25 protein-coding genes are annotated in these 23,674 nt (G+C 56.7%); 16 read left to right on the plus strand and 9 right to left on the minus strand.

Going from position 1 to position 23,674, the window contains the following annotated elements; translation table 11 throughout:
• Positions 1-70: 70 nt before the first annotated feature.
• The 8 genes from AB6V08_RS10825 to AB6V08_RS10860 all read left to right on the plus strand — a co-directional run bounded on the left by AB6V08_RS10825 (position 71) and on the right by AB6V08_RS10860 (position 8,951).
• Positions 71-649, plus strand: a complete 579-nt coding sequence (locus AB6V08_RS10825) for a lipoprotein (RefSeq protein WP_063144771.1) — start codon at positions 71-73, stop codon at positions 647-649.
• 46 nt (positions 650-695) lie between these two features.
• A complete protein-coding gene (ampG, locus tag AB6V08_RS10830) occupies positions 696-2,171 on the plus strand; it encodes a muropeptide MFS transporter AmpG (protein WP_368542661.1) in 1,476 nt (491 codons plus the stop codon).
• A gap of 479 nt (positions 2,172-2,650) precedes the next feature.
• Positions 2,651-3,598, plus strand: coding sequence for a cytochrome o ubiquinol oxidase subunit II (cyoA, locus tag AB6V08_RS10835; protein WP_368542662.1), 948 nt, complete (start codon positions 2,651-2,653; stop codon positions 3,596-3,598).
• A gap of 16 nt (positions 3,599-3,614) precedes the next feature.
• Positions 3,615-5,606, plus strand: coding sequence for a cytochrome o ubiquinol oxidase subunit I (cyoB, locus tag AB6V08_RS10840; RefSeq protein WP_368542663.1), 1,992 nt, complete (start codon positions 3,615-3,617; stop codon positions 5,604-5,606).
• The gene (locus AB6V08_RS10845) at positions 5,596-6,210 is read left to right on the plus strand and encodes a cytochrome o ubiquinol oxidase subunit III (RefSeq protein ID WP_368542664.1); all 615 of its coding nucleotides are present in this window, start codon (positions 5,596-5,598) and stop codon (positions 6,208-6,210) included. Before cyoB ends, AB6V08_RS10845 begins: the two co-directional genes overlap by 11 nt.
• Positions 6,210-6,536: a cytochrome o ubiquinol oxidase subunit IV gene (locus tag AB6V08_RS10850; RefSeq protein ID WP_006176899.1), complete on the plus strand. Its 327-nt coding sequence runs from the start codon at positions 6,210-6,212 to the stop codon at positions 6,534-6,536. The genes AB6V08_RS10845 and AB6V08_RS10850 overlap by 1 nt, the downstream gene beginning before the upstream one ends.
• An 11-nt stretch (positions 6,537-6,547) precedes the next feature.
• Positions 6,548-7,435: a heme o synthase gene (cyoE, locus tag AB6V08_RS10855; RefSeq protein ID WP_368542665.1), complete on the plus strand. Its 888-nt coding sequence runs from the start codon at positions 6,548-6,550 to the stop codon at positions 7,433-7,435.
• Between the two features lie 154 nt (positions 7,436-7,589).
• On the plus strand, positions 7,590-8,951 hold the full coding sequence (locus AB6V08_RS10860) for an MFS transporter (RefSeq protein ID WP_368542666.1): 1,362 nt from the start codon (positions 7,590-7,592) through the stop codon (positions 8,949-8,951).
• A gap of 31 nt (positions 8,952-8,982) precedes the next feature.
• Here AB6V08_RS10860 and AB6V08_RS10865 read toward each other — a convergent pair whose 3' ends face one another.
• On the minus strand, positions 8,983-9,474 hold the full coding sequence (locus AB6V08_RS10865) for a YajQ family cyclic di-GMP-binding protein (protein WP_182059823.1): 492 nt from the start codon (positions 9,472-9,474) through the stop codon (positions 8,983-8,985).
• Positions 9,475-9,598: 124 nt separating this feature from the next.
• On the opposite strand from AB6V08_RS10865, the gene panE reads away from it, so the two are divergent.
• A complete protein-coding gene (gene panE / locus AB6V08_RS10870) occupies positions 9,599-10,510 on the plus strand; it encodes a 2-dehydropantoate 2-reductase (RefSeq protein WP_368542667.1) in 912 nt (303 codons plus the stop codon).
• On the plus strand, positions 10,473-11,063 hold the full coding sequence (gene yajL / locus AB6V08_RS10875; protein WP_368542668.1) for a protein deglycase YajL: 591 nt from the start codon (positions 10,473-10,475) through the stop codon (positions 11,061-11,063). The genes panE and yajL overlap by 38 nt, the downstream gene beginning before the upstream one ends.
• A 117-nt stretch (positions 11,064-11,180) precedes the next feature.
• Here yajL and thiI read toward each other — a convergent pair whose 3' ends face one another.
• The gene (gene thiI / locus AB6V08_RS10880) at positions 11,181-12,629 is read right to left on the minus strand and encodes a tRNA uracil 4-sulfurtransferase ThiI (RefSeq protein WP_368542669.1); all 1,449 of its coding nucleotides are present in this window, start codon (positions 12,627-12,629) and stop codon (positions 11,181-11,183) included.
• A gap of 192 nt (positions 12,630-12,821) precedes the next feature.
• Here thiI and xseB point away from each other — a divergent pair, with 192 nt between their 5' ends.
• From xseB to AB6V08_RS10900, 4 genes are all read left to right on the plus strand, one after another.
• Positions 12,822-13,064, plus strand: a complete 243-nt coding sequence (xseB, locus tag AB6V08_RS10885) for an exodeoxyribonuclease VII small subunit (RefSeq protein WP_112018191.1) — start codon at positions 12,822-12,824, stop codon at positions 13,062-13,064.
• The gene (gene ispA / locus AB6V08_RS10890) at positions 13,065-13,964 is read left to right on the plus strand and encodes a (2E,6E)-farnesyl diphosphate synthase (RefSeq protein WP_368542670.1); all 900 of its coding nucleotides are present in this window, start codon (positions 13,065-13,067) and stop codon (positions 13,962-13,964) included.
• Positions 13,965-13,988: 24 nt separating this feature from the next.
• Positions 13,989-15,851: a 1-deoxy-D-xylulose-5-phosphate synthase gene (gene dxs, locus AB6V08_RS10895; RefSeq protein WP_368542671.1), complete on the plus strand. Its 1,863-nt coding sequence runs from the start codon at positions 13,989-13,991 to the stop codon at positions 15,849-15,851.
• A gap of 62 nt (positions 15,852-15,913) precedes the next feature.
• Entirely contained in the window at positions 15,914-16,888 is a 975-nt protein-coding gene (locus AB6V08_RS10900) for an aldo/keto reductase (protein ID WP_368542672.1), read from the plus strand.
• Between the two features lie 101 nt (positions 16,889-16,989).
• On the opposite strand, the gene thiL is transcribed toward AB6V08_RS10900, so the two are convergent.
• The 5 genes from thiL to nrdR form a co-directional block, all read right to left on the minus strand.
• Positions 16,990-17,961: a thiamine-phosphate kinase gene (gene thiL / locus AB6V08_RS10905; protein WP_368542673.1), complete on the minus strand. Its 972-nt coding sequence runs from the start codon at positions 17,959-17,961 to the stop codon at positions 16,990-16,992.
• 76 nt (positions 17,962-18,037) lie between these two features.
• A complete protein-coding gene (nusB, locus tag AB6V08_RS10910) occupies positions 18,038-18,457 on the minus strand; it encodes a transcription antitermination factor NusB (RefSeq protein ID WP_014069107.1) in 420 nt (139 codons plus the stop codon).
• Between the two features lie 21 nt (positions 18,458-18,478).
• Entirely contained in the window at positions 18,479-18,949 is a 471-nt protein-coding gene (ribH, locus tag AB6V08_RS10915) for a 6,7-dimethyl-8-ribityllumazine synthase (protein ID WP_014882758.1), read from the minus strand.
• Positions 18,950-19,036: 87 nt separating this feature from the next.
• Entirely contained in the window at positions 19,037-20,140 is a 1,104-nt protein-coding gene (gene ribD / locus AB6V08_RS10920; protein ID WP_368542674.1) for a bifunctional diaminohydroxyphosphoribosylaminopyrimidine deaminase/5-amino-6-(5-phosphoribosylamino)uracil reductase RibD, read from the minus strand.
• Between the two features lie 4 nt (positions 20,141-20,144).
• Positions 20,145-20,594 (minus strand): transcriptional regulator NrdR, encoded by a 450-nt coding sequence (gene nrdR, locus AB6V08_RS10925; protein WP_234675142.1) that lies wholly within the window; start codon positions 20,592-20,594, stop codon positions 20,145-20,147.
• 153 nt (positions 20,595-20,747) lie between these two features.
• On the opposite strand from nrdR, the gene AB6V08_RS10930 reads away from it, so the two are divergent.
• Both AB6V08_RS10930 and AB6V08_RS10935 read left to right on the plus strand, forming a co-directional pair.
• Positions 20,748-21,287: a DUF3251 domain-containing protein gene (locus AB6V08_RS10930; RefSeq protein ID WP_368542675.1), complete on the plus strand. Its 540-nt coding sequence runs from the start codon at positions 20,748-20,750 to the stop codon at positions 21,285-21,287.
• A gap of 267 nt (positions 21,288-21,554) precedes the next feature.
• Positions 21,555-22,439, plus strand: a complete 885-nt coding sequence (locus AB6V08_RS10935; protein ID WP_368542676.1) for a nucleoside-specific channel-forming protein Tsx — start codon at positions 21,555-21,557, stop codon at positions 22,437-22,439.
• Between the two features lie 108 nt (positions 22,440-22,547).
• On the opposite strand, the gene AB6V08_RS10940 is transcribed toward AB6V08_RS10935, so the two are convergent.
• Together AB6V08_RS10940 and AB6V08_RS10945 are read right to left on the minus strand one after the other, a co-directional pair.
• Positions 22,548-23,228 (minus strand): helix-turn-helix transcriptional regulator, encoded by a 681-nt coding sequence (locus AB6V08_RS10940; RefSeq protein ID WP_368542677.1) that lies wholly within the window; start codon positions 23,226-23,228, stop codon positions 22,548-22,550.
• A 14-nt stretch (positions 23,229-23,242) separates the two neighbouring features.
• Positions 23,243-23,608, minus strand: coding sequence for a VOC family protein (locus AB6V08_RS10945; RefSeq protein ID WP_368542678.1), 366 nt, complete (start codon positions 23,606-23,608; stop codon positions 23,243-23,245).
• Positions 23,609-23,674: the final 66 nt, after the last annotated feature.

Consider the following 23,674-nt stretch of genomic DNA (forward strand, 5'->3'; position numbering starts at 1 on the left):
CGTCGTTGGCGATGTTATGATGGCGCCAATTTTTCGCACTCTATGCTTACGATTCGTTGAGAACCTGAAAATGTTAAAAAAACTCTTCTTTCCGTTGGTAGCACTTTTCATGCTGGCCGGCTGCGCAACCCCGCCAACCACCATCGATGTTTCACCAAAAATCACTCTGCCACAGCAGGATCCAAGCCTGATGGGCGTGACCGTTAGCATCAACGGTGCCGACCAGCGTCAGGATCAGGCCCTGGCGAAAGTCACCCGCGACAACCAGCAGGTGACGCTGACCGCGTCCCGCGACCTGCGCTTCCTGCTGCAGGAAGTGCTGGAGAAACAAATGACCGCTCGCGGCTATATGATTGGCCCAAGCGGCGCGGTTGATCTGCAGATCATCGTCAACAACCTGTATGCCGACGTATCCCAGGGTAACGTGCGCTACAACATCGCGACCAAAGCGGATATCGCCATCATCGCTACCGCGAAGAACGGCAACAAGATGAACAAAAACTACCGCGCGAGCTACTCTGTTGAAGGCGCTTTCCAGGCTTCCAACCAGAACATTGCTAACGCCGTTAACAGCGTGCTGACCGACACCATCGCAGATATGGCTCAGGACACCAGCATCCACGACTTCATCAAGCAAAACGCTCGTTAATCCTGCATCCTGACCCGGCGCTTCGCCGGGTCAGCGCTATCGACACATGTCCAGCCATTACTTACGCATTTTCCATCAACCGAAATCAGCGATTTTGCTGATCCTCGGCTTCGCCTCCGGTTTACCCCTCGCGCTCACGTCCGGCACGCTCCAGGCCTGGATGACCGTTGAGAATATCGATCTTAAAACCATCGGTTTCTTCTCGCTGGTGGGGCAGGCCTACGTCTTTAAATTCCTGTGGTCGCCGGTGATGGACCGCTACACCCCGCCGTTTTTGGGGCGTCGTCGCGGCTGGCTGGTCATGACCCAGGTTCTGCTGCTGCTGGCGATTGCCGCCATGGGCTTCCTTGAGCCTTCCACGCAGCTGCGCTGGATGGCGGCGCTCGCCGTAGTGATTGCGTTCTGCTCGGCGTCTCAGGACATCGTTTTTGATGCCTGGAAAACGGACGTTCTGCCCGCCGAAGAGCGCGGCGCAGGCGCGGCCATCAGCGTACTGGGCTATCGCCTGGGGATGCTGGTCTCCGGCGGGCTGGCGCTGTGGCTTGCCGACCGCTATCTCGGCTGGCAGGGCATGTACTGGCTGATGGCCGCGCTGCTGATCCCCTGCATTATCGCCACCCTGCTCGCGCCCGAGCCGAGCGATGTGATCCCGGTTCCGCGCTCGCTGGAGCAAGCCGTTGCCGAGCCGCTGCGCGATTTCTTTGGCCGCAACAACGCCTGGCTGATTTTGCTGCTCATCGTCCTTTATAAGCTTGGCGATGCCTTTGCCATGAGCCTGACCACCACCTTCCTGATCCGCGGCGTTGGTTTCGACGCCGGGGAAGTGGGCGTGGTCAATAAAACCCTGGGGCTGTTTGCCACCATCGTGGGGGCGCTGTACGGCGGCGTGCTGATGCAGCGCCTGACGCTGTTCCGCGCGCTGTTCATCTTCGGCATTTTGCAGGGCGTTTCTAACGCCGGCTACTGGGTGCTGTCGATTACCGACAAGCACATGTTCAGCATGGCGGCGGCGGTGTTCTTTGAAAACCTGTGCGGCGGCATGGGAACGGCGGCCTTTGTCGCGCTGCTGATGACCCTGTGCAACAAGTCGTTTTCCGCGACCCAGTTCGCCCTGCTTTCCGCGCTCTCTGCCGTGGGCCGCGTCTACGTCGGCCCGATTGCGGGCTGGTTTGTGGAAGCGCACGGCTGGCCGACGTTCTATCTTTTCTCCGTCGTTGCCGCGGTGCCGGGTATTTTACTTTTACTGGTGTGTCGTCAGACGCTGGAATATACCCAGCGGACAGAACACTTTATGCCGCGCACCGAGTATCAGCGCGCCTACCGCTTTGCGCTGCGCCTGTTAATGGTGGGTTGTCTGGCCCTGGCGCTGTGGCTGGTGGTGTTAATTATCAATGCCGCAACCTCTCTTGCACTCCCCTTTGAAGCCCTGCTTCTGGACGCCGGCGCGCTGCTGGCTATCGCCGGCATTCTGACGGGCGGGCTGCTCGATTTCCTCGCGTTACGTAAAACGCAGGAAGTATGAAGAAAAAAACGAAAGGTTATTTCCCGTTGTAATCACCAGGCGAAATTATAACGGCGAAATAACCGTCAATCGGTAAAAAAATTATTTGTTGTTTTGTGCGGGATAAAATTTGGAAATTATTGGAGCCTTCTCGGTTTCACTATTTTTCACTAAACGATTCAGCATTTGAAAGATTGATTTTTCGTTTTTTAATTGTCTTTTTATTGATAATTAATTGTTAATTATTTGTATAATGTTGATAATGGTTATACCAATTGCCCTTTTTGAGGTATGCTTGGGGGTCCTTTCGTTATAACGCCCGTGCCGTGCGGCTTACGTCTTAAAAAGCGACATAATTTGCAACACTTGTGACATGAGCGGCAGAACCCAGTAACACCTTCCTGACACTGCCCTAATGATGTTTACAGTAATGTAACCTTCCCGTAAAATGCCCCCACACTTTAAACGCCACCAGACTCCCGTGGAATTGAGGTCGTTAAATGAGACTCAGGAAATACAATAAAAGTTTGGGATGGTTGTCATTATTTGCAGGCACTGTATTACTCAGCGGCTGCGATTCTGCACTACTTGACCCCAAAGGACAGATTGGACTGGAACAACGCTCATTGATACTGACGGCATTTGGCCTGATGTTGATTGTGGTTATTCCTGCCGTTTTGATGGCTGTTGGTTTCGCCTGGAAGTATCGTGCGAGCAATAAAGATGCGAAGTATAGCCCTAACTGGTCACACTCCAATAAAGTGGAAGCTGTGGTCTGGACAGTGCCTATTCTGATCATCCTGTTCCTTGCCGTGCTGACCTGGAAAACCACTCACTCACTTGAGCCGAGCAAACCGCTGGTTCACGATGAAAAACCGATTACCATCGAAGTGGTCTCCATGGACTGGAAATGGTTCTTCATCTATCCGGAACAAGGCATTGCTACCGTGAATGAAATCGCCTTCCCGGCGAACACTCCGGTTCAGTTCAAAGTGACCTCCAACTCCGTAATGAACTCCTTCTTCATCCCGCGTCTGGGTAGCCAGATTTACGCGATGGCCGGTATGCAGACTAACCTGCACCTGATCGCCAATGAAGCAGGCACCTACGATGGTATCTCCGCCAGCTATAGTGGCCCGGGCTTCTCAGGTATGAAGTTCAAAGCTATCGCGACGCCAGACCGTGCCGCTTTCGACCAGTGGGTTGAAAAAGCGAAGCAGTCTCAGAACACCATGTCTGACATGGCGGCGTTCGACAAAGTGGCTGCACCTAGCGAATACAACAAGGTGGAGTACTTCTCTAACGTGAAACCTGATTTGTTCAAAGACGTTATTGGCAAATTTATGGATCACGGTAAGAGCATGGACATGACCCAACCTGAAGGTGAGCACAGCGCACACGAAGGTATGGAAGGCATGGACATGAGTCACGCGGAAACCGCTCACTAAGGGGCCGAGGAAGAAAATGTTCGGAAAATTGACACTGGATGCAGTGCCCTACCATGAACCCATTATCGTGGTTACGGTGGCTGCAATTATCATTGGTGGTGCGGCCTTACTGGGCTTAATCACTTACTTCGGTAAGTGGAGCTACCTGTGGAATGAGTGGCTGACTTCGGTTGACCACAAAAAACTCGGTATCATGTACTGCATCGTCGGTATCGTCATGTTAATTCGTGGCTTTGCGGATGCGATCATGATGCGTAGCCAGCAGGTGCTTGCCTCTGCGGGTGAAGCCGGCTTCCTGCCGCCGCACCACTACGATCAGATCTTTACCGCTCACGGCGTTATCATGATCTTCTTCGTGGCGATGCCGCTGGTTATCGGTCTGATGAACGTGGTTGTGCCGCTGCAAATCGGCGCGCGCGACGTTGCGTTCCCGTTCCTGAACAACCTGAGCTTCTGGTTCACGGTTGTCGGCGTTATCCTGGTTAACCTGTCACTGGGTGTGGGCGAGTTTGCTCAGACCGGCTGGCTGGCCTACCCGCCGCTTTCAGGAATTGAATACAGTCCTGGCGTTGGCGTCGATTACTGGATTTGGGCGCTTCAGCTCTCCGGTATCGGTACAACCCTGACCGGTATTAACTTCTTCGTGACCATTATCAAGATGCGTGCCCCTGGCATGACCATGTTCAAGATGCCGGTATTTACCTGGGCATCTCTGTGCGCCAACATCCTGATTATTGCCTCCTTCCCAATTCTGACCGTCACCATCGCGCTGCTGACCCTGGACCGCTACCTGGGCACCCATTTCTTCACGAATGATATGGGTGGCAACATGATGATGTACATCAACCTGATTTGGGCCTGGGGTCACCCGGAAGTGTACATTCTGGTTCTGCCTGTGTTCGGTGTGTTCTCCGAAATCGCAGCAACCTTCTCGCGTAAGCGCCTGTTTGGTTACACCTCGCTGGTGTGGGCAACCGTGTGTATTACCGTTCTGTCGTTCATCGTTTGGCTGCACCACTTCTTCACCATGGGTGCGGGCGCGAACGTAAACGCCTTCTTCGGTATTACCACGATGATTATCGCAATCCCTACCGGGGTTAAGATCTTCAACTGGCTGTTCACCATGTATCAGGGTCGCATCGTGTTCCACTCAGCTATGCTGTGGACCATCGGCTTCATCGTGACCTTCTCCGTGGGTGGTATGACCGGCGTACTGCTGGCAGTACCGGGTGCTGACTTCGTTCTGCACAACAGTCTGTTCCTGATTGCGCACTTCCATAACGTTATCATCGGTGGCGTGGTCTTCGGCTGCTTCGCTGGCGTAACCTACTGGTGGCCAAAAGCGTTCGGCTTTACCCTGAACGAAACCTGGGGTAAACGCGCGTTCTGGTTCTGGATCATCGGCTTCTTCGTTGCATTTATGCCGCTGTACGTGCTGGGCTTCATGGGTATGACCCGTCGTCTGAGCCAGCAGATTGATCCGCAGTTCCACCCAATGCTGGTTGTTGCAGCCTGTGGTGCGGCGCTGATCGCCTGCGGTATCGCTTGCCAGCTGATTCAGTACTACGTGTCTATTCGCGACCGCGAGCAGAACCGTGACCTGACCGGTGACCCGTGGGGTGGCCGTACGCTGGAGTGGGCAACCTCTTCTCCTCCTCCTTTCTATAACTTCGCCATTGTGCCGCAGATCCACGAGCGCGACGCATTCTGGGAAATGAAAGAAAAAGGTGAAGCGTACAAGCAACCTGCTCATTACGAAGAGATCCACATGCCGAAAAACAGCGGTGCGGGCATTGTTATCGCCGCCTTCGCAACGGTATTTGGTTTCGCAATGATCTGGCACATCTGGTGGATGGCGATTGTTGGCTTTGCCGGCATCCTGATCAGCTGGATTGTGAAGAGCTTTGACGAGGACGTGGACTACTACGTACCAGTCCGTGAAGTCGAGAAACTGGAAAACCAGCATTTCGACGAGATTTCTAAAGCGGGGCTGAAAAATGGCAACTGATACTTTGGCGCACTCTACTGCCCACGCGCATGATCATGCGCACCACGATACAGGGCCGACGAAAGTCTTCGGCTTCTGGATCTACCTGATGAGCGACTGCATTCTGTTCTGCTGTCTGTTCGCGACCTATGCCGTTCTGGTGAACGGCACAGCGGGCGGCCCGACCGGTAAGGACATCTTTGAACTGCCGTTCGTTCTGGTGGAAACCGCACTGCTGTTATTCAGCTCCATCACCTACGGCATGGCGGCTATCGCCATGTACAAAAACAACAAGAGCCAGGTTGTCTCCTGGCTGGCGTTGACCTGGCTGTTTGGTGCTGGCTTTATCGGGATGGAAATCTATGAATTCCATCACCTGATCATGGAAGGTTTCGGTCCGGATCGCAGTGGCTTCCTGTCAGCGTTCTTCGCGCTGGTCGGTACCCACGGTCTGCACGTTACCTCTGGTCTGATCTGGATGGCGGTACTGATGTTCCAGGTATCCCGTCGCGGCCTGACCAGCACTAACCGTACACGTATCATGTGCCTGAGCCTGTTCTGGCACTTCCTGGACGTTGTATGGATCTGTGTGTTCTCTGTTGTTTATCTGATGGGGGCGATGTAATGAGTCATTCAAACGATCATGGCGCTTCCCACGGTAGCGTAAAAACCTACATGACAGGGTTTATCCTGTCGATCATCCTGACGGTGATCCCGTTCTGGATGGTGATGAGCGGTTCTGCGTCTAAGCCGGTTATTCTGGGTGCAATCCTGGTGACCGCGGTGATTCAGATTCTGGTGCATCTGGTTTGCTTCCTGCACATGAACACCAAGTCCGATGAAGGCTGGAATATGACCGCCTTTATCTTTACCGTGATTATCATCGCTATCCTGGTAGTCGGTTCCATCTGGATTATGTGGAACCTCAACTACAACATGATGGTTCACTAAGAGCGGCGAGTATGTTTAAGCAATACCTGCAAGTAACGAAACCAGGCATCATCTTTGGCAACCTGATCTCCGTGATCGGAGGGTTCCTGCTGGCCTCTAAGGGCAGCATCGATTACACCCTCTTCATCTCTACGCTGATTGGTGTGTCACTGGTTGTTGCGTCCGGTTGTGTATTTAACAACTACATCGACATGGATATCGACAAGAAGATGGAAAGGACTAAAAATCGGGTGCTGGTTAAAGGCCTGATCGCCCCTTCTGTCTCGCTGGTGTACGCCACCTTGCTGGGTATTGCTGGCTTTATGCTGCTGTGGTTTGGCGCCAACCCTCTGGCCTGCTGGCTGGGGGTGATGGGGTTCGTGGTTTATGTGGGCGTTTACAGCCTGTATATGAAGCGCCACTCCGTCTACGGCACGCTGATTGGTTCTCTCTCCGGCGCTGCGCCGCCGGTGATTGGCTACTGCGCCGTCACTAACGAGTTCGACAGCGGTGCGCTGATCCTGCTGGCTATCTTTAGCCTGTGGCAGATGCCGCACTCCTACGCCATCGCGATTTTCCGCTTTAAGGATTATCAGGCGGCGAACATCCCGGTACTGCCGGTCGTTAAGGGCATTTCAGTCGCGAAGAACCACATTACGCTGTACATCATCGCCTTCGCCGTGGCGACCCTGATGCTCTCTCTGGGCGGCTACGCCGGATATAAATATCTGGTTGTGGCGGCGGCAGTAAGCGTCTGGTGGCTCGGCATGGCGCTGCGCGGCTACAAAGTGGAAGATGACAAAGTCTGGGCGCGCAAGCTGTTCGGCTTCTCCATCATCGCCATTACCGCTCTGAGCGTGATGATGTCGGTCGATTTTATGGTGCCTGATTCGCACAGCCTGCTCACTTACGTCTGGTAAGTGTTCTGAATTGAAAAAGCCAGGTTAATCACCTGGCTTTTTTTTGCCCGGCGGCGCTATGCTTGCACGATGGTAATATCTCTTAAACAAACACCTATTTACCGCAATTACCCCCCCCGCCTAAACTAGTGCCTGCTTTTGAACTGAGGTGGTAATGAACGATTATAAAATGACACCGGGCGAGCTACGCGCGACCTGGGGGTTAGGGACAGTTTTCTCGCTACGGATGCTCGGTATGTTTATGGTCCTGCCGGTTCTGACCACGTACGGCATGGCGCTGCAGGGCGCCAGCGAAGCGTTGATTGGGCTGGCAATTGGGATCTATGGGTTAGCGCAGGCGGTGTTCCAAATCCCGTTTGGCCTGCTGTCTGACCGCGTGGGCCGCAAACCGCTTATCGTCGGCGGGCTGCTGGTGTTTGTGCTTGGCAGCGTCATCGCCGCCCTCTCCCACTCCATCTGGGGCATTATTCTCGGCCGTGCCCTGCAGGGCTCCGGGGCGATTGCCGCCGCCGTAATGGCGCTGCTGTCGGATTTAACCCGCGAGCAGAACCGCACCAAGGCGATGGCCTTTATCGGCGTCAGCTTTGGCGTCACCTTCGCCATCGCGATGGTGCTCGGGCCAATCATTACCCATAAGCTCGGCCTGCACGCCCTGTTCTGGATGATTGCCGTGCTGGCGACCATCGGCATTGCCTTAACTCTGTGGGTGGTGCCGGACAGCAAAAACCACGTGCTCAACCGTGAATCCGGGATGGTGAAAGGCTGCTTTAGCAAAGTCATCGTCGAGCCGCGCCTGTTAAAGCTGAACTTCGGCATTATGTGTCTGCACATTTTACTGATGTCGACCTTCGTCGCCCTGCCGGGCCAGCTTGCCGCCGCCGGGTTCCCCGCCGCCGAGCACTGGAAAATTTACCTGGTGACGATGCTGATCTCATTTGTCTCCGTGGTGCCGTTCATCATCTATGCAGAAGTGAAGCGCAAGATGAAGCGCGTCTTCCTCGGCTGCGTCGCGGTACTGCTGATCGCCGAAATCGTGCTCTGGGGCTCCGGCCCGCACTTCTGGGAGCTGGTCGCAGGGGTTCAGCTGTTCTTCCTCGCCTTTAACCTGATGGAAGCGCTGCTGCCGTCACTTATCAGTAAAGAGTCCCCGGCGGGCTATAAAGGCACGGCGATGGGCATATACTCCACCAGCCAGTTCCTCGGCGTGGCGATTGGCGGCTCGCTGGGTGGCTGGGTCGACGGCCTGTTTGATTCCCAGACCGTGTTCCTGGCCGGCGCGCTGCTGGCGATGCTCTGGCTGCTGGTGGCCAGCACCATGAAAGAGCCGCGCTACGTGAGCAGCCTGCGCGTGGAGATCCCGGACGGTGTGGACATAAGCGATGCGCTAAAGCAGCGTCTTGAAGCGAAAGAGGGGATCAGCGAAGTGATGATTGTTCCGGAGGAGCGCAGCGCCTACGTGAAGATCGACAGCAAAGTGACCAACCGCTTTGAAGTGGAACAGGCGCTGAAGGCATAAAAAAACCCGGTTGAACCGGGTTTTTTTATGCTTAATCGCGGAAGTTTTTGAACTGGAACGGCTGCCCCAGATCGCCGCCGCGCACCAGCGCCATCACGGACTGCAGGTCGTCGCGGGATTTCCCGGTCACGCGGATCTCCTCGCCCTGAATCTGCGCCTGCACCTTCAGCTTGCTGTCTTTGATCAGCTTCACAAGCTTTTTCTGCACCGCGCTTTCAATGCCCTGCTTCAGCTTCGCTTCAACAAACCAGGTTTTGCCGCTGTGGACAAACTCTTCCGGCACGTCGAGCGATGCGCCTTCAATGCCGCGCTTAAGCAGCTTCGCGCGCAAAATATCAAGCAGCTGATTGACCTGGAAATCCGATTCGCTCAGAACCTTGATGGTCTTATTTGCATCGTTCAGCTCAAATGTTGCCTCAACGCCGCGAAAATCGAAACGTGACTCAACTTCACGGCTTGCGTTATCCACGCCGTTACGTACTTCCTGGATATCAACTTCGGAAACAATATCGAAAGATGGCATCTTTTCTTCTCCCTTCACTTTTGTTGCGTTGCATAATACCCGCTACGAGGCATAACGAGAAGCTTAGCTGACGGCGCTATACTTAGGCCGTAACACCTGGCGTAGTTGCAGGTGAGGAGGAACAATGAAAATTACTGTGCTTGGATGCGGCGCGCTGGGTCAGCTCTGGCTGACGGCGCTGTGCAAACACGGACACGAGGTACAAGGCTGGCTACGCGTCCCGCAGCCGTATTGCAGTGTAAACCTGATTGATGAAGACGGAAGTATCTTTAACGAATCGCTCACCGCCAACGATCCCGATTTTCTGGCCCAGAGCGACCTGCTGCTGGTCACCCTGAAAGCGTGGCAGGTGTCCGATGCGGTGAAAGCCCTGGCCTCTCAGCTCCCCCCCACGTCGCCCGTTTTACTGCTGCACAACGGCATGGGCACCATTGATGAACTGAAAAGCATCCGGCAGCCGCTGCTGATGGCGACCACCACCCACGCCGCCCGTCGCGACGGCAATATTATCGTTCACGTCGCCAGCGGCGTAACGCACATTGGCCCGGCTCGCGAGCAGGATGGCGACTACAGCTATCTGGCCGACGTGCTGCAAACTGTGCTGCCGGACGTGGCCTGGCACGACAACATTCGCCCGCAGCTGTGGCGCAAGCTGGCGGTCAACTGCGTGATTAACCCGCTGACCGCGCTGTGGAACTGCCCGAACGGCGAGCTGAAAAATCATCCGCAGGAGGTGGCTGCCCTATGCGCTGAACTTGCGTCGGTAATTGAACGTGAGGGCTTACACACCTCGGTAGATGACATCCGCGACTATGTCGATCAGGTCATTGAGAGCACGGCGGAAAATATCTCGTCGATGCTGCAGGACGTTCGGGGGCTACGCCACACCGAGATTGACTACATTACGGGGTATCTGCTAAAGCGCGCCCGCGCACACGGCATCAGCGTGCCTGAAAACGCCCGCCTGTATGACATGGTTAAACGTAAGGAGAGTGAATATGAGCGCGTCAGCACTGGTCTGCCTCGCCCCTGGTAGCGAAGAGATGGAAGCGGTCACCACCATCGATCTCATGGTGCGCGGCGGCATTACGGTCACCACGGCAAGCGTTGCCAGCGACGGCAGCCTCGCCGTGACCTGCTCCCGCGGGGTGAAGATCCTGGCGGATGCGCCGCTTGTGCAGGTGGCGGACGGCGATTACGACATCATCGTGTTGCCCGGCGGCCTGAAGGGCGCCGAGAATTTCCGCGACAGCCCGCTGCTGGTTGAAACGGTGCGCCAGTTCCATCTTTCCGGCCGTATCGTCGCGGCTATTTGCGCGGCGGCGGGCACGGTGCTGGTTCCCCACGAGCTGTTCCCGCTCGGGAACATGACCGGCTTCCCGGCACTGAAGGACCGCATCCCGGACGATCAGTGGGTGGATAAGCGTGTGGTCTGGGATCCGCGCGTTAAGCTTCTCACCAGCCAGGGGCCGGGCACCGCGATTGATTTTGCATTGAAGATTATCGACCTGCTGGTCGGGCGCGAAAAAGCCTACGAAGTGGCGTCGTCGCTGGTGATGCCGGCGGGGATTTATAATTATTACGAATAAAAAAGCCGGGTGGCGGCTGCGCCTTACCCGGCCTACACGTGCTCATCTATCTTTTCTCCCTCTCCCCGTGGGAGAGGGTCGGGGTGAGGGCATCAGGCCGCACTCCCCGACAATAAACTACGGGCGATACACCTTCACATTGGCAAAGCCCTGCTCGCGCAGGTACAGCGCCTGCAGGCGGCTCATCACCCCGCGCTCGCACCACAGCAGGTACGTTTTGCTCTGGTCGAGATCGCCAAACTTAGTGCTCAGCTTGTAGAACGGCAGAGAAACCACTTCCACGCCCTCCACTTTCAGCGGCTTATCGTCCTGTTCGTCGATGGAACGAATATCCAGAATCGCGTCGTTCGCGCCAAAACCGCTCACGGTTTCAACTTCAACCACGTCCTGCTCGGTCTGCTGGGCAATTTCGCGGATATCGATGTTGGACGCTTCCGCCACCACCTTCTCAAGGATGTCGAAATCGAAGTTTTCTTCTTCCGCTTCGATCTTCGCCTTCACCGCTTTAACGGTTGGGCTTTTCGAGATCACGCCGCAGTATTCCGGCATGGTGCGGGCGAAGTCTTCGGTGCCGATTTCGCGCGCCAGGTCGATGATGTGCTCTTTGTCGTGGGAGATCAGCGGACGCAGAATCAGCGTATCGGACACGTTGTCGATCAGACGCAGGTTGGTCAGCGTCTGGCTGGAGACCTGGCCCAGCGCTTCGCCGGTCACCAGCGCCTGCACGCCGTAGCGCTCGGCCACTTTGGAGGCCGCACGTACCATCATGCGCTTCAGCACCACGCCCATCTGGCCGTCGTCCACTTTTTCGAGGATTTCGCCGACCACCGGCTCAAAGTTGATGGCCACAAAACGCACGCGGTGGGAGCTGCCGAAGCGGTTCCACAGGTAGTGCGCCACCTGACGAACGCCGATTTCATGCGCCGCGCCGCCGAGGTTAAAGAAGCAGTAATGCACGCGACAGCCGCGACGCATCAGCATATAGCTGGAGACGCCGGAGTCGAAACCGCCGGAGATCAGCGACAGCACATCTTCCTGGGTGCCGATCGGGAAGCCGCCGATACCTTCGTAGCGGCCTTTCACCAGCAGCAGACGATCGTTTTCGATCTCCAGGTTCACGGTCACGTCCGGGTTGGTCAGACGCACGCGCGCAGTTTCAACGTGCTGGTTCAGCCCGCCGCCCACGTAGCGTTCTACTTCAATGGAGCTAAACTCGTGCTTGCCGCGGCGCTTCACGCGCACGCAAAAGGTTTTACCTTCGATCTGGTCGCGATACTGCACCAGCGCTTTTTCGAAGATGTCGTGCATAGAGGTGAAAGGAACGTCTTCCACCTCCAGAATATGGTGGATGCCCGGAATACGGGTCAGCGCGTCGCGAATATCCAGACGCTTGTTTTCGTCTTTAGCGCGGACTTCAACGTGGTCCCAGTGACGAACAACGGCCAGCGTTTCGTCGTAGTGCTTTAATACGTTACGAATGTTCCCGGTGAGAATTTTAATAAAGCGCAAACGCACAGATTGGCTTTTGATGGTGATTTCAGGGAACAATTTAATGATAAACTTCATGGCGGCAATGTTTCTTAGGCAAGCTTTGAAAGGCTTGTAATGGAAAAGTACAGCAGCCCCTTTAACCGAAGGCTGCTTCCAGGCGCGCAAGTATACCACCATCGCGTCGCTCCTGTGCACATTGCGCGTTATTTGCTTATCCGCCCGAGTCCGTTACCATGTCGGGGCTTAAAATTTAAGAGTCAATTCACTATGCCGAAGAAGAACGACGCACCGGCCAGTTTCGAAACTGCGCTGAGTGAACTGGAGCAGATTGTTACCCGTCTCGAGAGTGGCGACCTGCCGCTGGAAGACGCGCTCAACGAATTTGAACGTGGCGTGCAGCTCGCGCGTCAGGGGCAGGTCAAACTGCAGCAGGCCGAGCAGCGCGTGCAAATCCTGCTCTCCGACAGCGAAGACGCTAACACCACGCCTTTCACACCGGACGCCGAGTAAATGGATTTTTCCACCCAGCTTCAGGCGTGCGTCGGGCGAGCCGATGACGCCCTGCGCCGCTTTATCGCACCGCAGCCTTTTCAGAACACTCCACTGGTTGAGGCCATGCACTATGGCGCACTCTTAGGCGGAAAGCGCCTGCGTCCGTTCCTGGTTTATGCCACCGGCAAAATGTTTGGCATCAGCGAAAGCACGCTGGATGCCCCGGCGGCGGCCGTTGAGTGTATTCACGCCTATTCGCTGATCCACGACGATCTCCCGGCGATGGACGATGACGATCTGCGCCGCGGACAGCCAACCTGCCACATTAAGTTTGGCGAAGCGAACGCGATTCTGGCGGGGGATGCCCTGCAAACGCTGGCGTTCTCGATCTTAAGCGATGCGCCAATGAATGAAGTGGCCGACCGTGATCGTCTGGCGATGGTTTCCGAACTGGCATCGGCCAGCGGCGTGGCGGGCATGTGCGGCGGACAGGCGCTGGATCTGGAAGCCGAAGGACGTCAGGTTAATCTGGAACAGCTTGAGCGCATTCACCGTCATAAAACAGGGGCGTTAATTCGTGCAGCCGTTCGCCTGGGCGCGCTGAGCGCGGGCGAGCAGGGGCGAAAAGCCCTGCCGATCCTCGACAGATACGCAGAAAGTATCGGTCTGGCTTTCCAGGTTCAGGATGACATTCTGGATGTGGTGGGCGATACTGCAACATTGGGTAAACGTCAGGGTGCGGATCAGCAGCTTGGCAAAAGTACCTACCCCGCCCTGCTGGGCCTTGAGCAAGCCCAACGTAAAGCCCGGGACCTGATTGAAGATGCCCGCCAGTCGCTGAATCAGCTGGCCGCCCAATCACTGGATACCTCGGCACTGGAAGCGCTAGCGGACTATATAATCCAGCGTGATAAATAAACTACCTATCTCGATGAGCCTTTGATGAGTTTTGATATTGCCAAATACCCGACACTGGCGTTAGTGGACTCCACCCAGGAGTTACGTCTGCTGCCGAAAGAGAGCCTGCCGAAGCTGTGCGACGAACTGCGTCGCTACCTGCTCGACAGCGTTAGCCGCTCCAGCGGCCATTTCGCCTCCGGGCTTGGCACGGTTGAACTGACCGTGGCGCTGCATTACGTCTATAACACGCCGTTCGATCAGTTAATCTGGGACGTGGGTCACCAGGCATATCCGCATAAAATTCTGACCGGTCGTCGCGATAAAATTGGCACCATTCGCCAGAAAGGCGGCCTGCACCCGTTCCCGTGGCGTGGTGAGAGCGAGTTCGACGTCTTAAGCGTCGGCCACTCCTCCACCTCCATTTCGGCGGGTATCGGCATCGCGGTTGCCGCCGAAAAAGAGAACAAGCAGCGCCGCACCGTCTGCGTGATCGGCGATGGCGCAATCACCGCAGGTATGGCCTTCGAAGCCATGAACCACGCGGGCGATATCAAGCCGGACATGCTGGTCATTCTCAACGACAACGAAATGTCGATTTCCGAGAACGTCGGCGCGCTGAACAACCATCTGGCGCAATTGCTCTCCGGCAAGCTCTACTCAACGCTGCGCGAAGGCGGCAAAAAAGTCTTCTCCGGCGTACCGCCCATCAAAGAGCTGCTCAAACGCACCGAAGAACACATCAAAGGCATGGTCGTGCCGGGCACCCTGTTTGAAGAGCTGGGCTTTAACTACATTGGCCCGGTGGACGGTCACGACGTGCTGGGTCTGGTCACTACGCTTAAGAACATGCGCGACCTGAAAGGCCCGCAGTTCCTGCACATCATGACCAAAAAGGGTCGCGGCTACGAGCCGGCGGAAAAAGATCCGATCACCTTCCACGCCGTACCAAAATTCGATCCGACCAGCGGCTGCCTGCCAAAAAGCAGCGGCGGCATGCCGAGCTACTCGAAGATCTTCGGCGACTGGCTGTGCGAAACCGCCGCCAAAGACAACAAGCTGATGGCGATCACCCCGGCCATGCGCGAAGGCTCCGGCATGGTGGAGTTCTCCAAAAAATACCCAGACCAGTATTTTGACGTTGCCATTGCGGAACAGCACGCGGTCACCTTCGCTGCCGGGCTTGCCATCGGCGGCTACAAACCGGTTGTCGCTATCTACTCCACCTTCCTGCAGCGCGCCTACGACCAGGTTATCCACGACGTTGCCATCCAGAAGCTGCCGGTGCTGTTCGCCATCGACCGCGCGGGCATCGTGGGTGCGGACGGGCAGACGCACCAGGGGGCGTTCGATCTCTCCTTCCTGCGCTGCATCCCGGATATGGTCATCATGACCCCGAGCGACGAAAACGAATGTCGCCAGATGCTCTTTACCGGCTATCACTATCAGGATGGCCCAAGCGCCGTGCGTTACCCCCGCGGTAACGCCGTGGGCGTGGAGCTGCAGCCGCTGGAAAAACTCGCCATCGGCAAAGGGCTGGTGAAGCGTCGCGGTGAGAAAGTCGCTATTTTGAACTTCGGTACGCTGATGCCGGAAGCCGCCGCCGTGGCGGAAACGCTGAACGCCACCCTGGTGGATATGCGCTTTGTGAAGCCGCTCGATGAATCTCTTATCCTCAGCATGGCGGAGAGCCATGACGTGCTGGTGACGCTGGAAGAGAACGCCATCATGGGCGGCGCGGGCAGCGGCGTGAACGAGGTGCTGATGGCGAACCGCAAGGCGGTGCCGGTGCTGAACCTCGGCCTGCCGGATCGCTTCATTCCGCAGGGCACTCAGGACGAAGCGCGCGCCGACATCGGCCTGGACGCTGCGGGTATCGAAGCAAAAATCCGCGCCTGGCTGGCCTAATCCCTCCCCTTTTCCGCTCCTGCTATGCTTAAACGTAATGTTTAAAACAGCAGGAGTGGAGCATGCAATACAACACATTAGGAAAAACTGACCTTAAGGTTTCCCGCCTTTGTCTCGGCTGCATGACGTTCGGCGAGCCTGACCGGGGGAATCACGCCTGGACGCTGCCGGAAGAGAGCAGCCGCCCGCTCATTAAACGCGCTCTGGAAGGCGGAATTAACTTCTTTGATACCGCCAACAGCTACTCCGACGGCAGCAGCGAAGAGATTGTCGGCCGCGCCCTGCGGGACTTTGCGCGCCGCGAAGATATCGTTGTCGCCACCAAGGTTTATTACCCTTCCGGCACGCTGACGGAAGGCCTCTCCCGCGCGCAGATCCTGCGCTCCATTGACGACAGCCTGCGACGCCTGAACATGGAGTATGTCGACCTGCTGCAAATCCACCGCTGGGATTACAACACGCCGATTGAAGAGACTCTGGAAGCGTTAAACGACGTGGTGAAAGCCGGGAAGGCGCGCTACATCGGCGCATCCTCCATGCACGCAGAGCAGTTTGCTACCGCGCTGAATCTCCAGGCGCAGCACGGCTGGGCGCGGTTTGTCACCATGCAGGATCACTACAATCTTATCTATCGCGAGGAAGAGCGCGAGATGCTGCCGCTTTGCTATCAGGAAGGCGTGGCGGTCATTCCGTGGAGCCCGCTGGCACGCGGACGCTTAACCCGCCCGTGGGGGGAAACTACCGCCCGACTGGTGTCCGACGAAGTGGGTAAAAAGCTCTACGACAGCACCGAGGCGAGCGATGCGCTGATTGCCGAACGTCTGGCGGGTATTGCCGATGACACGGGCGCCACCCGCGCGCAGGTGGCGCTGGCGTGGCTGTTGAGCAAACGCGGCGTAGCGGCACCGATTATCGGCGCATCGCGGGAGGAGCAGCTTGACGAGCTGCTGAGCGCGGTGGACATCACGCTGACGCCGGAACAGATCGCGGAGCTGGAAACGCCGTATCAGCCGCATCCGGTGGTGGGGTTTAAGTAAACACTTGCCGGGTGGCGGCTTCGCCTTACCCGGCCTACGATCGCACCCTATTTGTAGGCCGGGTAAGCGCAGCGCCACCCGGCAATACAGAGCGCACAAACTTACGCGAAGTGATCGTACCCTTTCCAGTCAAGCGCAACCGGCGCGCCTTCGCGGATAAACTGCAGCCCTTCGCTCTCCGGCATAATCTGCCCGATGCAGGTGAACGGTGCGCCGAGATGCGCCAGCGCCACGTCCAGCGTGCCGCGGTTCAGCTCCGGCACGGTGAAGCACAGCTCGTAATCTTCTCCGCCGGACAGCGCCCAGCGCAGCGCCTGTTCGGGTTCGACGTGGCGGCGAAGCGGCTCTGAGAGCGGGAACAGATCGAGGTCAACGCGCGCGCCGACGCCGCTGGCCTTCAGGATATGGCCGAGATCGGAGATCAGCCCGTCCGAGAGATCGATAGCCGAACTGGCGCGCTCGCGCAGCGCCTGGCCGTGCAGAATGCGCGGCGTCGGGCGCAGGTGGCGCTGAACCAGGTAAGCGGCATCGTCGGCATCCTTCACGCTCAGGCGATCCTGCAAAATGGCCAGCCCTGCGGCGCTGTCGCCCGGCGTGCCGGTAACGTAGATCCAGTCTCCGGGCTTCGCACCCGAGCGCTTCAACGCGCGTCCGACCGGCACGTAGCCGTGGATCGCAAGGGTCATCGACAGCGGGCCGGCGGTCGTATCGCCGCCAATCAGCTGCATATCGTAATAGTTAAGCTGGTCAAAGAGCGCGTCGCTGAACGCCTCGAGCCAGGCTTCGTCAACCTCTGGCAGCGTTAAGGCCAGCGTCAACCACGCCGGATCGGCGCCCATCGCCGCCAGATCGCTCACGTTCACCGCCAGCGCTTTGTACGCCAGGTCGGCGGGATCGATATCCGGTAAGAAATGACGCCCGCACACTAAGGTGTCGGTGCTGATCGCCAGCGTCTGTTTTTCGGGAATATTGAGAAGTGCACAGTCATCGCCGATGCCCGTTTCAACATCAAGACGAGAGGTTCTGACACGGTCAAAATAACGGGCTATCAGGGAAAATTCGCCGCAAGCCATACGTATGCCTCAGCAAAGAAAAGAAAAAACCGGAGCCGCACTGCCGGTAAGGCAATGCAAGACTCCGGTTTGCGGATCACTTTTTGTGGGGACGGATCGCAGGTGCTGCTTTATCAAGTACGCCGTTTACAAACTTGTGGCTGTCTTCTGCACCGAAGGTTTTCGCCAGTTCGATTGCTTCGTTGATGGCCACTTTGTACGGCACATCATCACGTTTAGACAGCTCAAACAGCGCGATACGCAACACTGCTTTTTCTACCTGACCCAGCTCGTCGAGCAGGCGGGACAGGTATGGCTTCATCAGGCCATCGAGATACGCGCTATTAGTCGCCACTCCCGACAGCAGTTCACGGAAGTACAGAACATCAACGTCTTTCACGTCTTGCTCTGACAGGAACTGGTATTCAACATCAGCGATGTCGTTCTGGGACAACTGCCAGGAGTAAAGTGCCTGGACGGCACATTCACGGGCGCGGCGACGAGCAGCAGGTTTCACGGAATTCCCCTTACAAAAAAATCAGGCCTTGATGGCTTTCAATACATTGATCATTTCAAGCGCGGTCAGTGCAGCTTCTGCACCTTTGTTACCGGCTTTGGTGCCAGCACGTTCGATGGCTTGTTCAATACTTTCGGTGGTCAGCACGCCAAACGCGACAGGAATTTCAGCATCCTGGGCAACGTGTGCCAGACCGTTGCTTGCACCGCCCGCAACGTATTCGAAGTGCGCAGTGCCGCCACGAATAACAGTACCCAGCGCAATCACCGCGTCGTATTTACCGGTTTTAGCCAGCGCGCCAGCTGCCAGTGGCAGTTCGTAAGCACCTGGAACCCAAACAACGGTAATGTTTTCATCTTTTACCTGGCCGATACGTTTCAGGGCGTCAATCGCACCTTCCAGCAGGCTGTCGTTGATGAAGTTGTTGAAACGCGCAATGGTGATGGCGACGCGAGCGTCTGGGGTAGCTACAGCAGCTTCAATAATGTTCATACTCTTCCTTTACGGGTTCATTTGGCCCCGCAGGGGGGCGGATTTTATCATAATACTTTGCGCACTGCTTCCCTATTTCGGGAGCAATTACGCTGTCGTTAAATGGAGGCAGACATCCGGGCCGACCGGACGAATCTCGCTGAATTTAAGCTGCGGTGCCTCGGCCAGCTTTTCAAGGCCGGGCAGCACAAACAGGCCGCGCGCGTCGCTACCTAACAGTTTAGGCGCTACGTAGACAATCATCTCATCCACCAGCCCTGCCTGGAGCAGCGCGCCCGCAAACGTTGGGCCAGCTTCAACCCAGATGCTGTTCACCTGCTGTTTGCCCAGTAACATCATCAGCACCACTAAATCGAGGCGTCCGTTGTGTTCCGGCACCAGAATGGTGCGCACGCCTTCCGGCCAGGTACGGTCATCTTCTTTGGTGCGCGCAATCCAGGTTTCCCCCGGCTGCTGCACGATACGGTGCTCCGGCGTCACGCGGTTCTGGCTATCAATCACAATGCGCAGCGGCTGGCGCAGATTCTCCTGCGGATAGCGCGACTGGGTATCGGCGTTCAGCTCATCCCAACGCACGGTCATCGCCGGATCGTCAGCCAGCACCGTTTCAGCGGTAGTGAGGATAGCATGGCTTTGCGCACGCAGACGTTGCACATCGCGCCTTGACTGCGGGGACGTGATCCACTGGCTTTCGCCGTCCGCCATCGCCGTGCGGCCATCGAGCGAGGCGCCAAGCTTCAGCTGAATAAACGGGAACCCGGTGCGCATACGTTTCAGGAAGCCTTTATTAATGGCTTCGGCGTCCTGCATCATCAGGCCGTGGCTGACGTCGATCCCTTCCTGCTGCAGGCGATACAGACCGCGTCCCGCCACCTGCGGGTTAGGATCCTGCATCGACGCCACCACGCGGGAGACCCCGGCGGCAATCAGCGCTTCGCAGCACGGCGGCGTGCGCCCGTGATGGCTGCACGGCTCAAGGGTGACGTACGCGGTGGCACCGCGCGCCTTTTCCCCGGCCATCCGCAGCGCGTGAACCTCTGCGTGAGGCTCTCCGGCGCGATAGTGAAACCCCTCCCCTACGATTTCGCCGTCTTTCACGATAACGCAGCCGACGTTCGGGTTGGGATGGGTGGTAAAACGCCCGCGCTGCGCCAGCTTCAGCGCTCGCGCCATGTAAATCTCATCCTGCATGGGCTTAATCCTGTAGGCGGGCGATCTCTTCGCCGAACTCTTTGATGTCTTCGAAACTGCGGTACACCGAGGCAAAGCGGATATAGGCAACTTTATCGAGCTTTTTAAGCTGCTCCATCACCAGGTTGCCGATCATCTTGCTCGGCACTTCGCGCTCGCCGGTACCGCGCAGGTAGGATTTGATGTGATTTAAGGCCATTTCGACGTCATCTGAGCTGACAGGCCGTTTTTCCAGTGCTTTTAGCATCCCGCTGCGCAGCTTTTCTTCGTTGAAAGGCTCGCGAACGTCGTTGCTTTTCACTACCCGCGGCATTACCAGCTCCGCCACCTCAAAGGTGGTGAAACGTTCGTTGCAAACCAGACACTGCCGACGGCGGCGTACGGAGGAACCTTCGCCCACAAGGCGAGAGTCGATTACTTTGGTATCCACAGCGGAGCAGAATGGGCAATGCATACGGTGTCCCTGATATCTGTTTAACTGATGTCTATTTTACCCTGATCTGGGCAGACAACAAAGGAAAGCGCTTTTTGAGACAAAGGATCTATGCCTGACCGCGCGTTGCTGGCTACCATTACGGCGATCCGTTCTTTCAAGGAAATAAACGCAATGACAAGACGTTACCTAAGAATTCTCCTGGTGGGAAGCCTCTTCTCCCTGAGTGCGTGCGCACAGCAAACCGAAGTCCGCGAAATGAAACAAAGCGTGAATACGCTCAACACCGCCATGGACAAGCTGAATAAAGAAACCGTGAAGATCACCCAGCAAAACGCGCTGAATGCCAAATCCACCAGCGGCGTTTATCTGCTGCCGGGCGCGAACACCCCTGCGCGGCTGAACAGCCAGATCGGCACGCTAAAAATGTCGCTGGTCAACGTGGCCGCTAACGCCGATGGTACGCGCGCAACATTGCGCATTCAGGGCGAGTCCAACCATCCGCTGCCGGCCTTTACCGGCACCGTCGAGTGGGGTCAAATCCAGGGCACCACGGAAAACTACCAGGAAGTGAACGTTAAAAACCAGCTGTTCAGCGCACCCGCCAGCATTCTGGCGCCGAGCGACGTCGATATTCCGCTGCAGCTGAGCGGGATCGCCCCGGATCAGTTAGGTTTTGTCCGCATTCACGACATCCAGCCCGCCGCGCAGTAACCCCTTCCCCAGCGGAGTGCAATGTTACTCCGCTAACATTTACACTCCGCAAACATTGGCAACATAAATGGTTGCCGTTACAATCCCCGCCGTTTAAAGTACGCAAACGTGAACGCAATCGATTACGCGCATGAGAGATATGTGAAACAACACATATTTTTGTGAGCAAGGATTCCTATAATAGGCTCCGCAGAAACACGAAATATTTAGAAACGCAATTCGCGCATTTTTCACTCCCGGAAGGGAATTTCAATCAGTGGCATGATTATGAAAAAAACATTACTCGCAGCTGGCGCAGTGCTGGCACTCTCCTCCTCTTTCACTGTTAACGCAGCGGAAAACGATAAACCACAATACCTGTCCGACTGGTGGCACCAGAGCGTTAACGTGGTGGGCAGCTACCACACCCGTTTCGGGCCACAGATCCGCAACGATACCTACCTGGAATACGAAGCGTTCGCCAAGAAAGACTGGTTTGATTTCTATGGTTACATGGATGCGCCAGTCTTCTTCGGCGGTAACACCGATGCGAAAGGTATCTGGAACCACGGTTCTCCGCTGTTCATGGAAATCGAACCGCGCTTCTCCATCGACAAGCTGACCGGCACTGACCTGAGCTTCGGGCCGTTCAAAGAGTGGTACTTCGCGAACAACTACATCTACGACATGGGCCGCAACGCGTCCGGTCGCCAGAGCACCTGGTACATGGGTCTGGGTACTGACATCGACACCGGCCTGCCGATGAGCCTGTCCCTGAACGTGTATGCTAAATACCAGTGGCAGAACTACGGTGCAGCGAACGAAAACGAGTGGGATGGCTACCGTTTCAAAGTGAAATACTTTGTGCCAATCACCCAGCTGTGGGGCGGCAACCTGAGCTATATCGGCTTCACCAACTTTGACTGGGGCTCAGACCTGGGCGACAACGACTTCCGCGATCTGAACGGTAAGAAAGCGCGCACCAACGACTCCATCGCCTCCAGCCACATCCTGGCGCTGAACTACGATCACTGGCACTACTCGGTGGTGGCGCGTTACTGGCACAACGGTGGTCAGTGGAACGACGATGCAAGCCTGAACTTCGGTAATGGCGATTTCAGCGTCCGTTCTACCGGCTGGGGTGGTTACCTGGTCGTGGGTTACAACTTCTAATCTGTGCGGGCTGGTGCCCTCACCCCTTCCCTCTCCCACGGGAGAGGGCGCAAACACAAAAAACGGCAACATCGTTGCCGTTTTGCATTTACCTCGCCACCCGGCTTTTTACTGCTTCACCTTGCGCAAAAAATCTGCCAGAGACCTGTCCGCACTCTCGCTAAACCGCCTTTCCGTAGTCACAATATTGAGGCATCTGTCGAGCCGGAAACAGCGGTAGTCATCCCGTCGTTCACACCACGCGGCCAGCAGCCAGTGCTCCCCCCAGAAGAATAGCCCGAGCGGCTGCACCTCACGCCAGGTTAACTGCCCGGCCTCATCGCGATAGTGCAGCGCCAGCACGCGCTGGGCGGATATCGCCTGATGGATCGCATCAAACCCGCTGCGGGAATGCGGCTGGAGGGCAATGTCCGGAGCGTAGATCCGCGTCTGCTCTGCCCTGCGGCGGCTCTCCTCCGGCAGGATCGCCAGCACCTTCTCCTGCGCCGACTCCAGCTCGCGCGACAGCGATTCGCCGCCCCAGGTTTTGAGCAGGCGAATCGCCACTATCAGCGCCTCGGATTCTTTGCTGGTTAGCATCAGCGGCGGCAGGTCAAAACCCGACATCAGCCGATACCCGCTCCCCGCCTCGCCTTCCACCGGCACGCCGGAAAGCGACAGGTCGCGAATATCGCGGTACACCGTGCGCTCGGACACATTAAGCCGCTCCGCCAGATGTGCTGCCGTCGTCAGTCGCCTGCCCCGCAGGATCTGCACAATCTGAAACAAACGGTCAGCGCGTCGGGTCATGGTCTTTTTAACTCTTAAGCGGGTTGATGGAGCCCGACGCGATTGCCTTCGCTGTCGGTAAACAGGGCAATGGTGCCGATCCCCTCTGGCAGCGCCAGCGGGCCAAACACGCACTCGCCGCCTGCGGAGGCGATTCTGTCAAGCGTCGCCGCCAGGTTGTCGGTATGCAGGTAAATAATAGCGCCCTGCGACGAGGGTGTAATGCCGTCAAATTTTGCCAGCGCGCCGCCGGTAGCCGGGTCGTCGTGCGGGAAAATGGCCAGCTCCGCGACGTCCATCTTCTCGCGACGCAGCGCAACCTGCATCACCGGCTCATAAAATTTGATGGCGCGATCCATATCGGCGACCGGGATTTCAAACCAGTTAATGACACTTTTCATACTTCCTCCTGCCTGTTGTTTGGGTTCAGAAGGAGTCTACGACAGGGCTCCTGACAGCATACTGTC

Source organism: Enterobacter soli (genome assembly GCF_964208575.1).
GTDB lineage: Bacteria > Pseudomonadota > Gammaproteobacteria > Enterobacterales > Enterobacteriaceae > Enterobacter > Enterobacter soli_A.

What these genes read in the sequence shown, in the direction of transcription:
- AB6V08_RS10825 (WP_063144771.1), top strand. Translation starts at nt 71, where the DNA reads ATGTTAAAAAAACTCTTCTTTCCGTTGGTAGCACTTTTCATGCTGGCC.
- ampG (WP_368542661.1), top strand. Translation starts at nt 696, where the DNA reads ATGTCCAGCCATTACTTACGCATTTTCCATCAACCGAAATCAGCGATT.
- cyoA (WP_368542662.1), top strand. Translation starts at nt 2,651, where the DNA reads ATGAGACTCAGGAAATACAATAAAAGTTTGGGATGGTTGTCATTATTT.
- cyoB (WP_368542663.1), top strand. Translation starts at nt 3,615, where the DNA reads ATGTTCGGAAAATTGACACTGGATGCAGTGCCCTACCATGAACCCATT.
- AB6V08_RS10845 (WP_368542664.1), top strand. Translation starts at nt 5,596, where the DNA reads ATGGCAACTGATACTTTGGCGCACTCTACTGCCCACGCGCATGATCAT.
- AB6V08_RS10850 (WP_006176899.1), top strand. Translation starts at nt 6,210, where the DNA reads ATGAGTCATTCAAACGATCATGGCGCTTCCCACGGTAGCGTAAAAACC.
- cyoE (WP_368542665.1), top strand. Translation starts at nt 6,548, where the DNA reads ATGTTTAAGCAATACCTGCAAGTAACGAAACCAGGCATCATCTTTGGC.
- AB6V08_RS10860 (WP_368542666.1), top strand. Translation starts at nt 7,590, where the DNA reads ATGAACGATTATAAAATGACACCGGGCGAGCTACGCGCGACCTGGGGG.
- AB6V08_RS10865 (WP_182059823.1), bottom strand. Translation starts at nt 9,474, where the DNA reads ATGCCATCTTTCGATATTGTTTCCGAAGTTGATATCCAGGAAGTACGT.
- panE (WP_368542667.1), top strand. Translation starts at nt 9,599, where the DNA reads ATGAAAATTACTGTGCTTGGATGCGGCGCGCTGGGTCAGCTCTGGCTG.
- yajL (WP_368542668.1), top strand. Translation starts at nt 10,473, where the DNA reads ATGAGCGCGTCAGCACTGGTCTGCCTCGCCCCTGGTAGCGAAGAGATG.
- thiI (WP_368542669.1), bottom strand. Translation starts at nt 12,629, where the DNA reads ATGAAGTTTATCATTAAATTGTTCCCTGAAATCACCATCAAAAGCCAA.
- xseB (WP_112018191.1), top strand. Translation starts at nt 12,822, where the DNA reads ATGCCGAAGAAGAACGACGCACCGGCCAGTTTCGAAACTGCGCTGAGT.
- ispA (WP_368542670.1), top strand. Translation starts at nt 13,065, where the DNA reads ATGGATTTTTCCACCCAGCTTCAGGCGTGCGTCGGGCGAGCCGATGAC.
- dxs (WP_368542671.1), top strand. Translation starts at nt 13,989, where the DNA reads ATGAGTTTTGATATTGCCAAATACCCGACACTGGCGTTAGTGGACTCC.
- AB6V08_RS10900 (WP_368542672.1), top strand. Translation starts at nt 15,914, where the DNA reads ATGCAATACAACACATTAGGAAAAACTGACCTTAAGGTTTCCCGCCTT.
- thiL (WP_368542673.1), bottom strand. Translation starts at nt 17,961, where the DNA reads ATGGCTTGCGGCGAATTTTCCCTGATAGCCCGTTATTTTGACCGTGTC.
- ribH (WP_014882758.1), bottom strand. Translation starts at nt 18,949, where the DNA reads ATGAACATTATTGAAGCTGCTGTAGCTACCCCAGACGCTCGCGTCGCC.
- ribD (WP_368542674.1), bottom strand. Translation starts at nt 20,140, where the DNA reads ATGCAGGATGAGATTTACATGGCGCGAGCGCTGAAGCTGGCGCAGCGC.
- nrdR (WP_234675142.1), bottom strand. Translation starts at nt 20,594, where the DNA reads ATGCATTGCCCATTCTGCTCCGCTGTGGATACCAAAGTAATCGACTCT.
- AB6V08_RS10930 (WP_368542675.1), top strand. Translation starts at nt 20,748, where the DNA reads ATGACAAGACGTTACCTAAGAATTCTCCTGGTGGGAAGCCTCTTCTCC.
- AB6V08_RS10935 (WP_368542676.1), top strand. Translation starts at nt 21,555, where the DNA reads ATGAAAAAAACATTACTCGCAGCTGGCGCAGTGCTGGCACTCTCCTCC.
- AB6V08_RS10940 (WP_368542677.1), bottom strand. Translation starts at nt 23,228, where the DNA reads ATGACCCGACGCGCTGACCGTTTGTTTCAGATTGTGCAGATCCTGCGG.
- AB6V08_RS10945 (WP_368542678.1), bottom strand. Translation starts at nt 23,608, where the DNA reads ATGAAAAGTGTCATTAACTGGTTTGAAATCCCGGTCGCCGATATGGAT.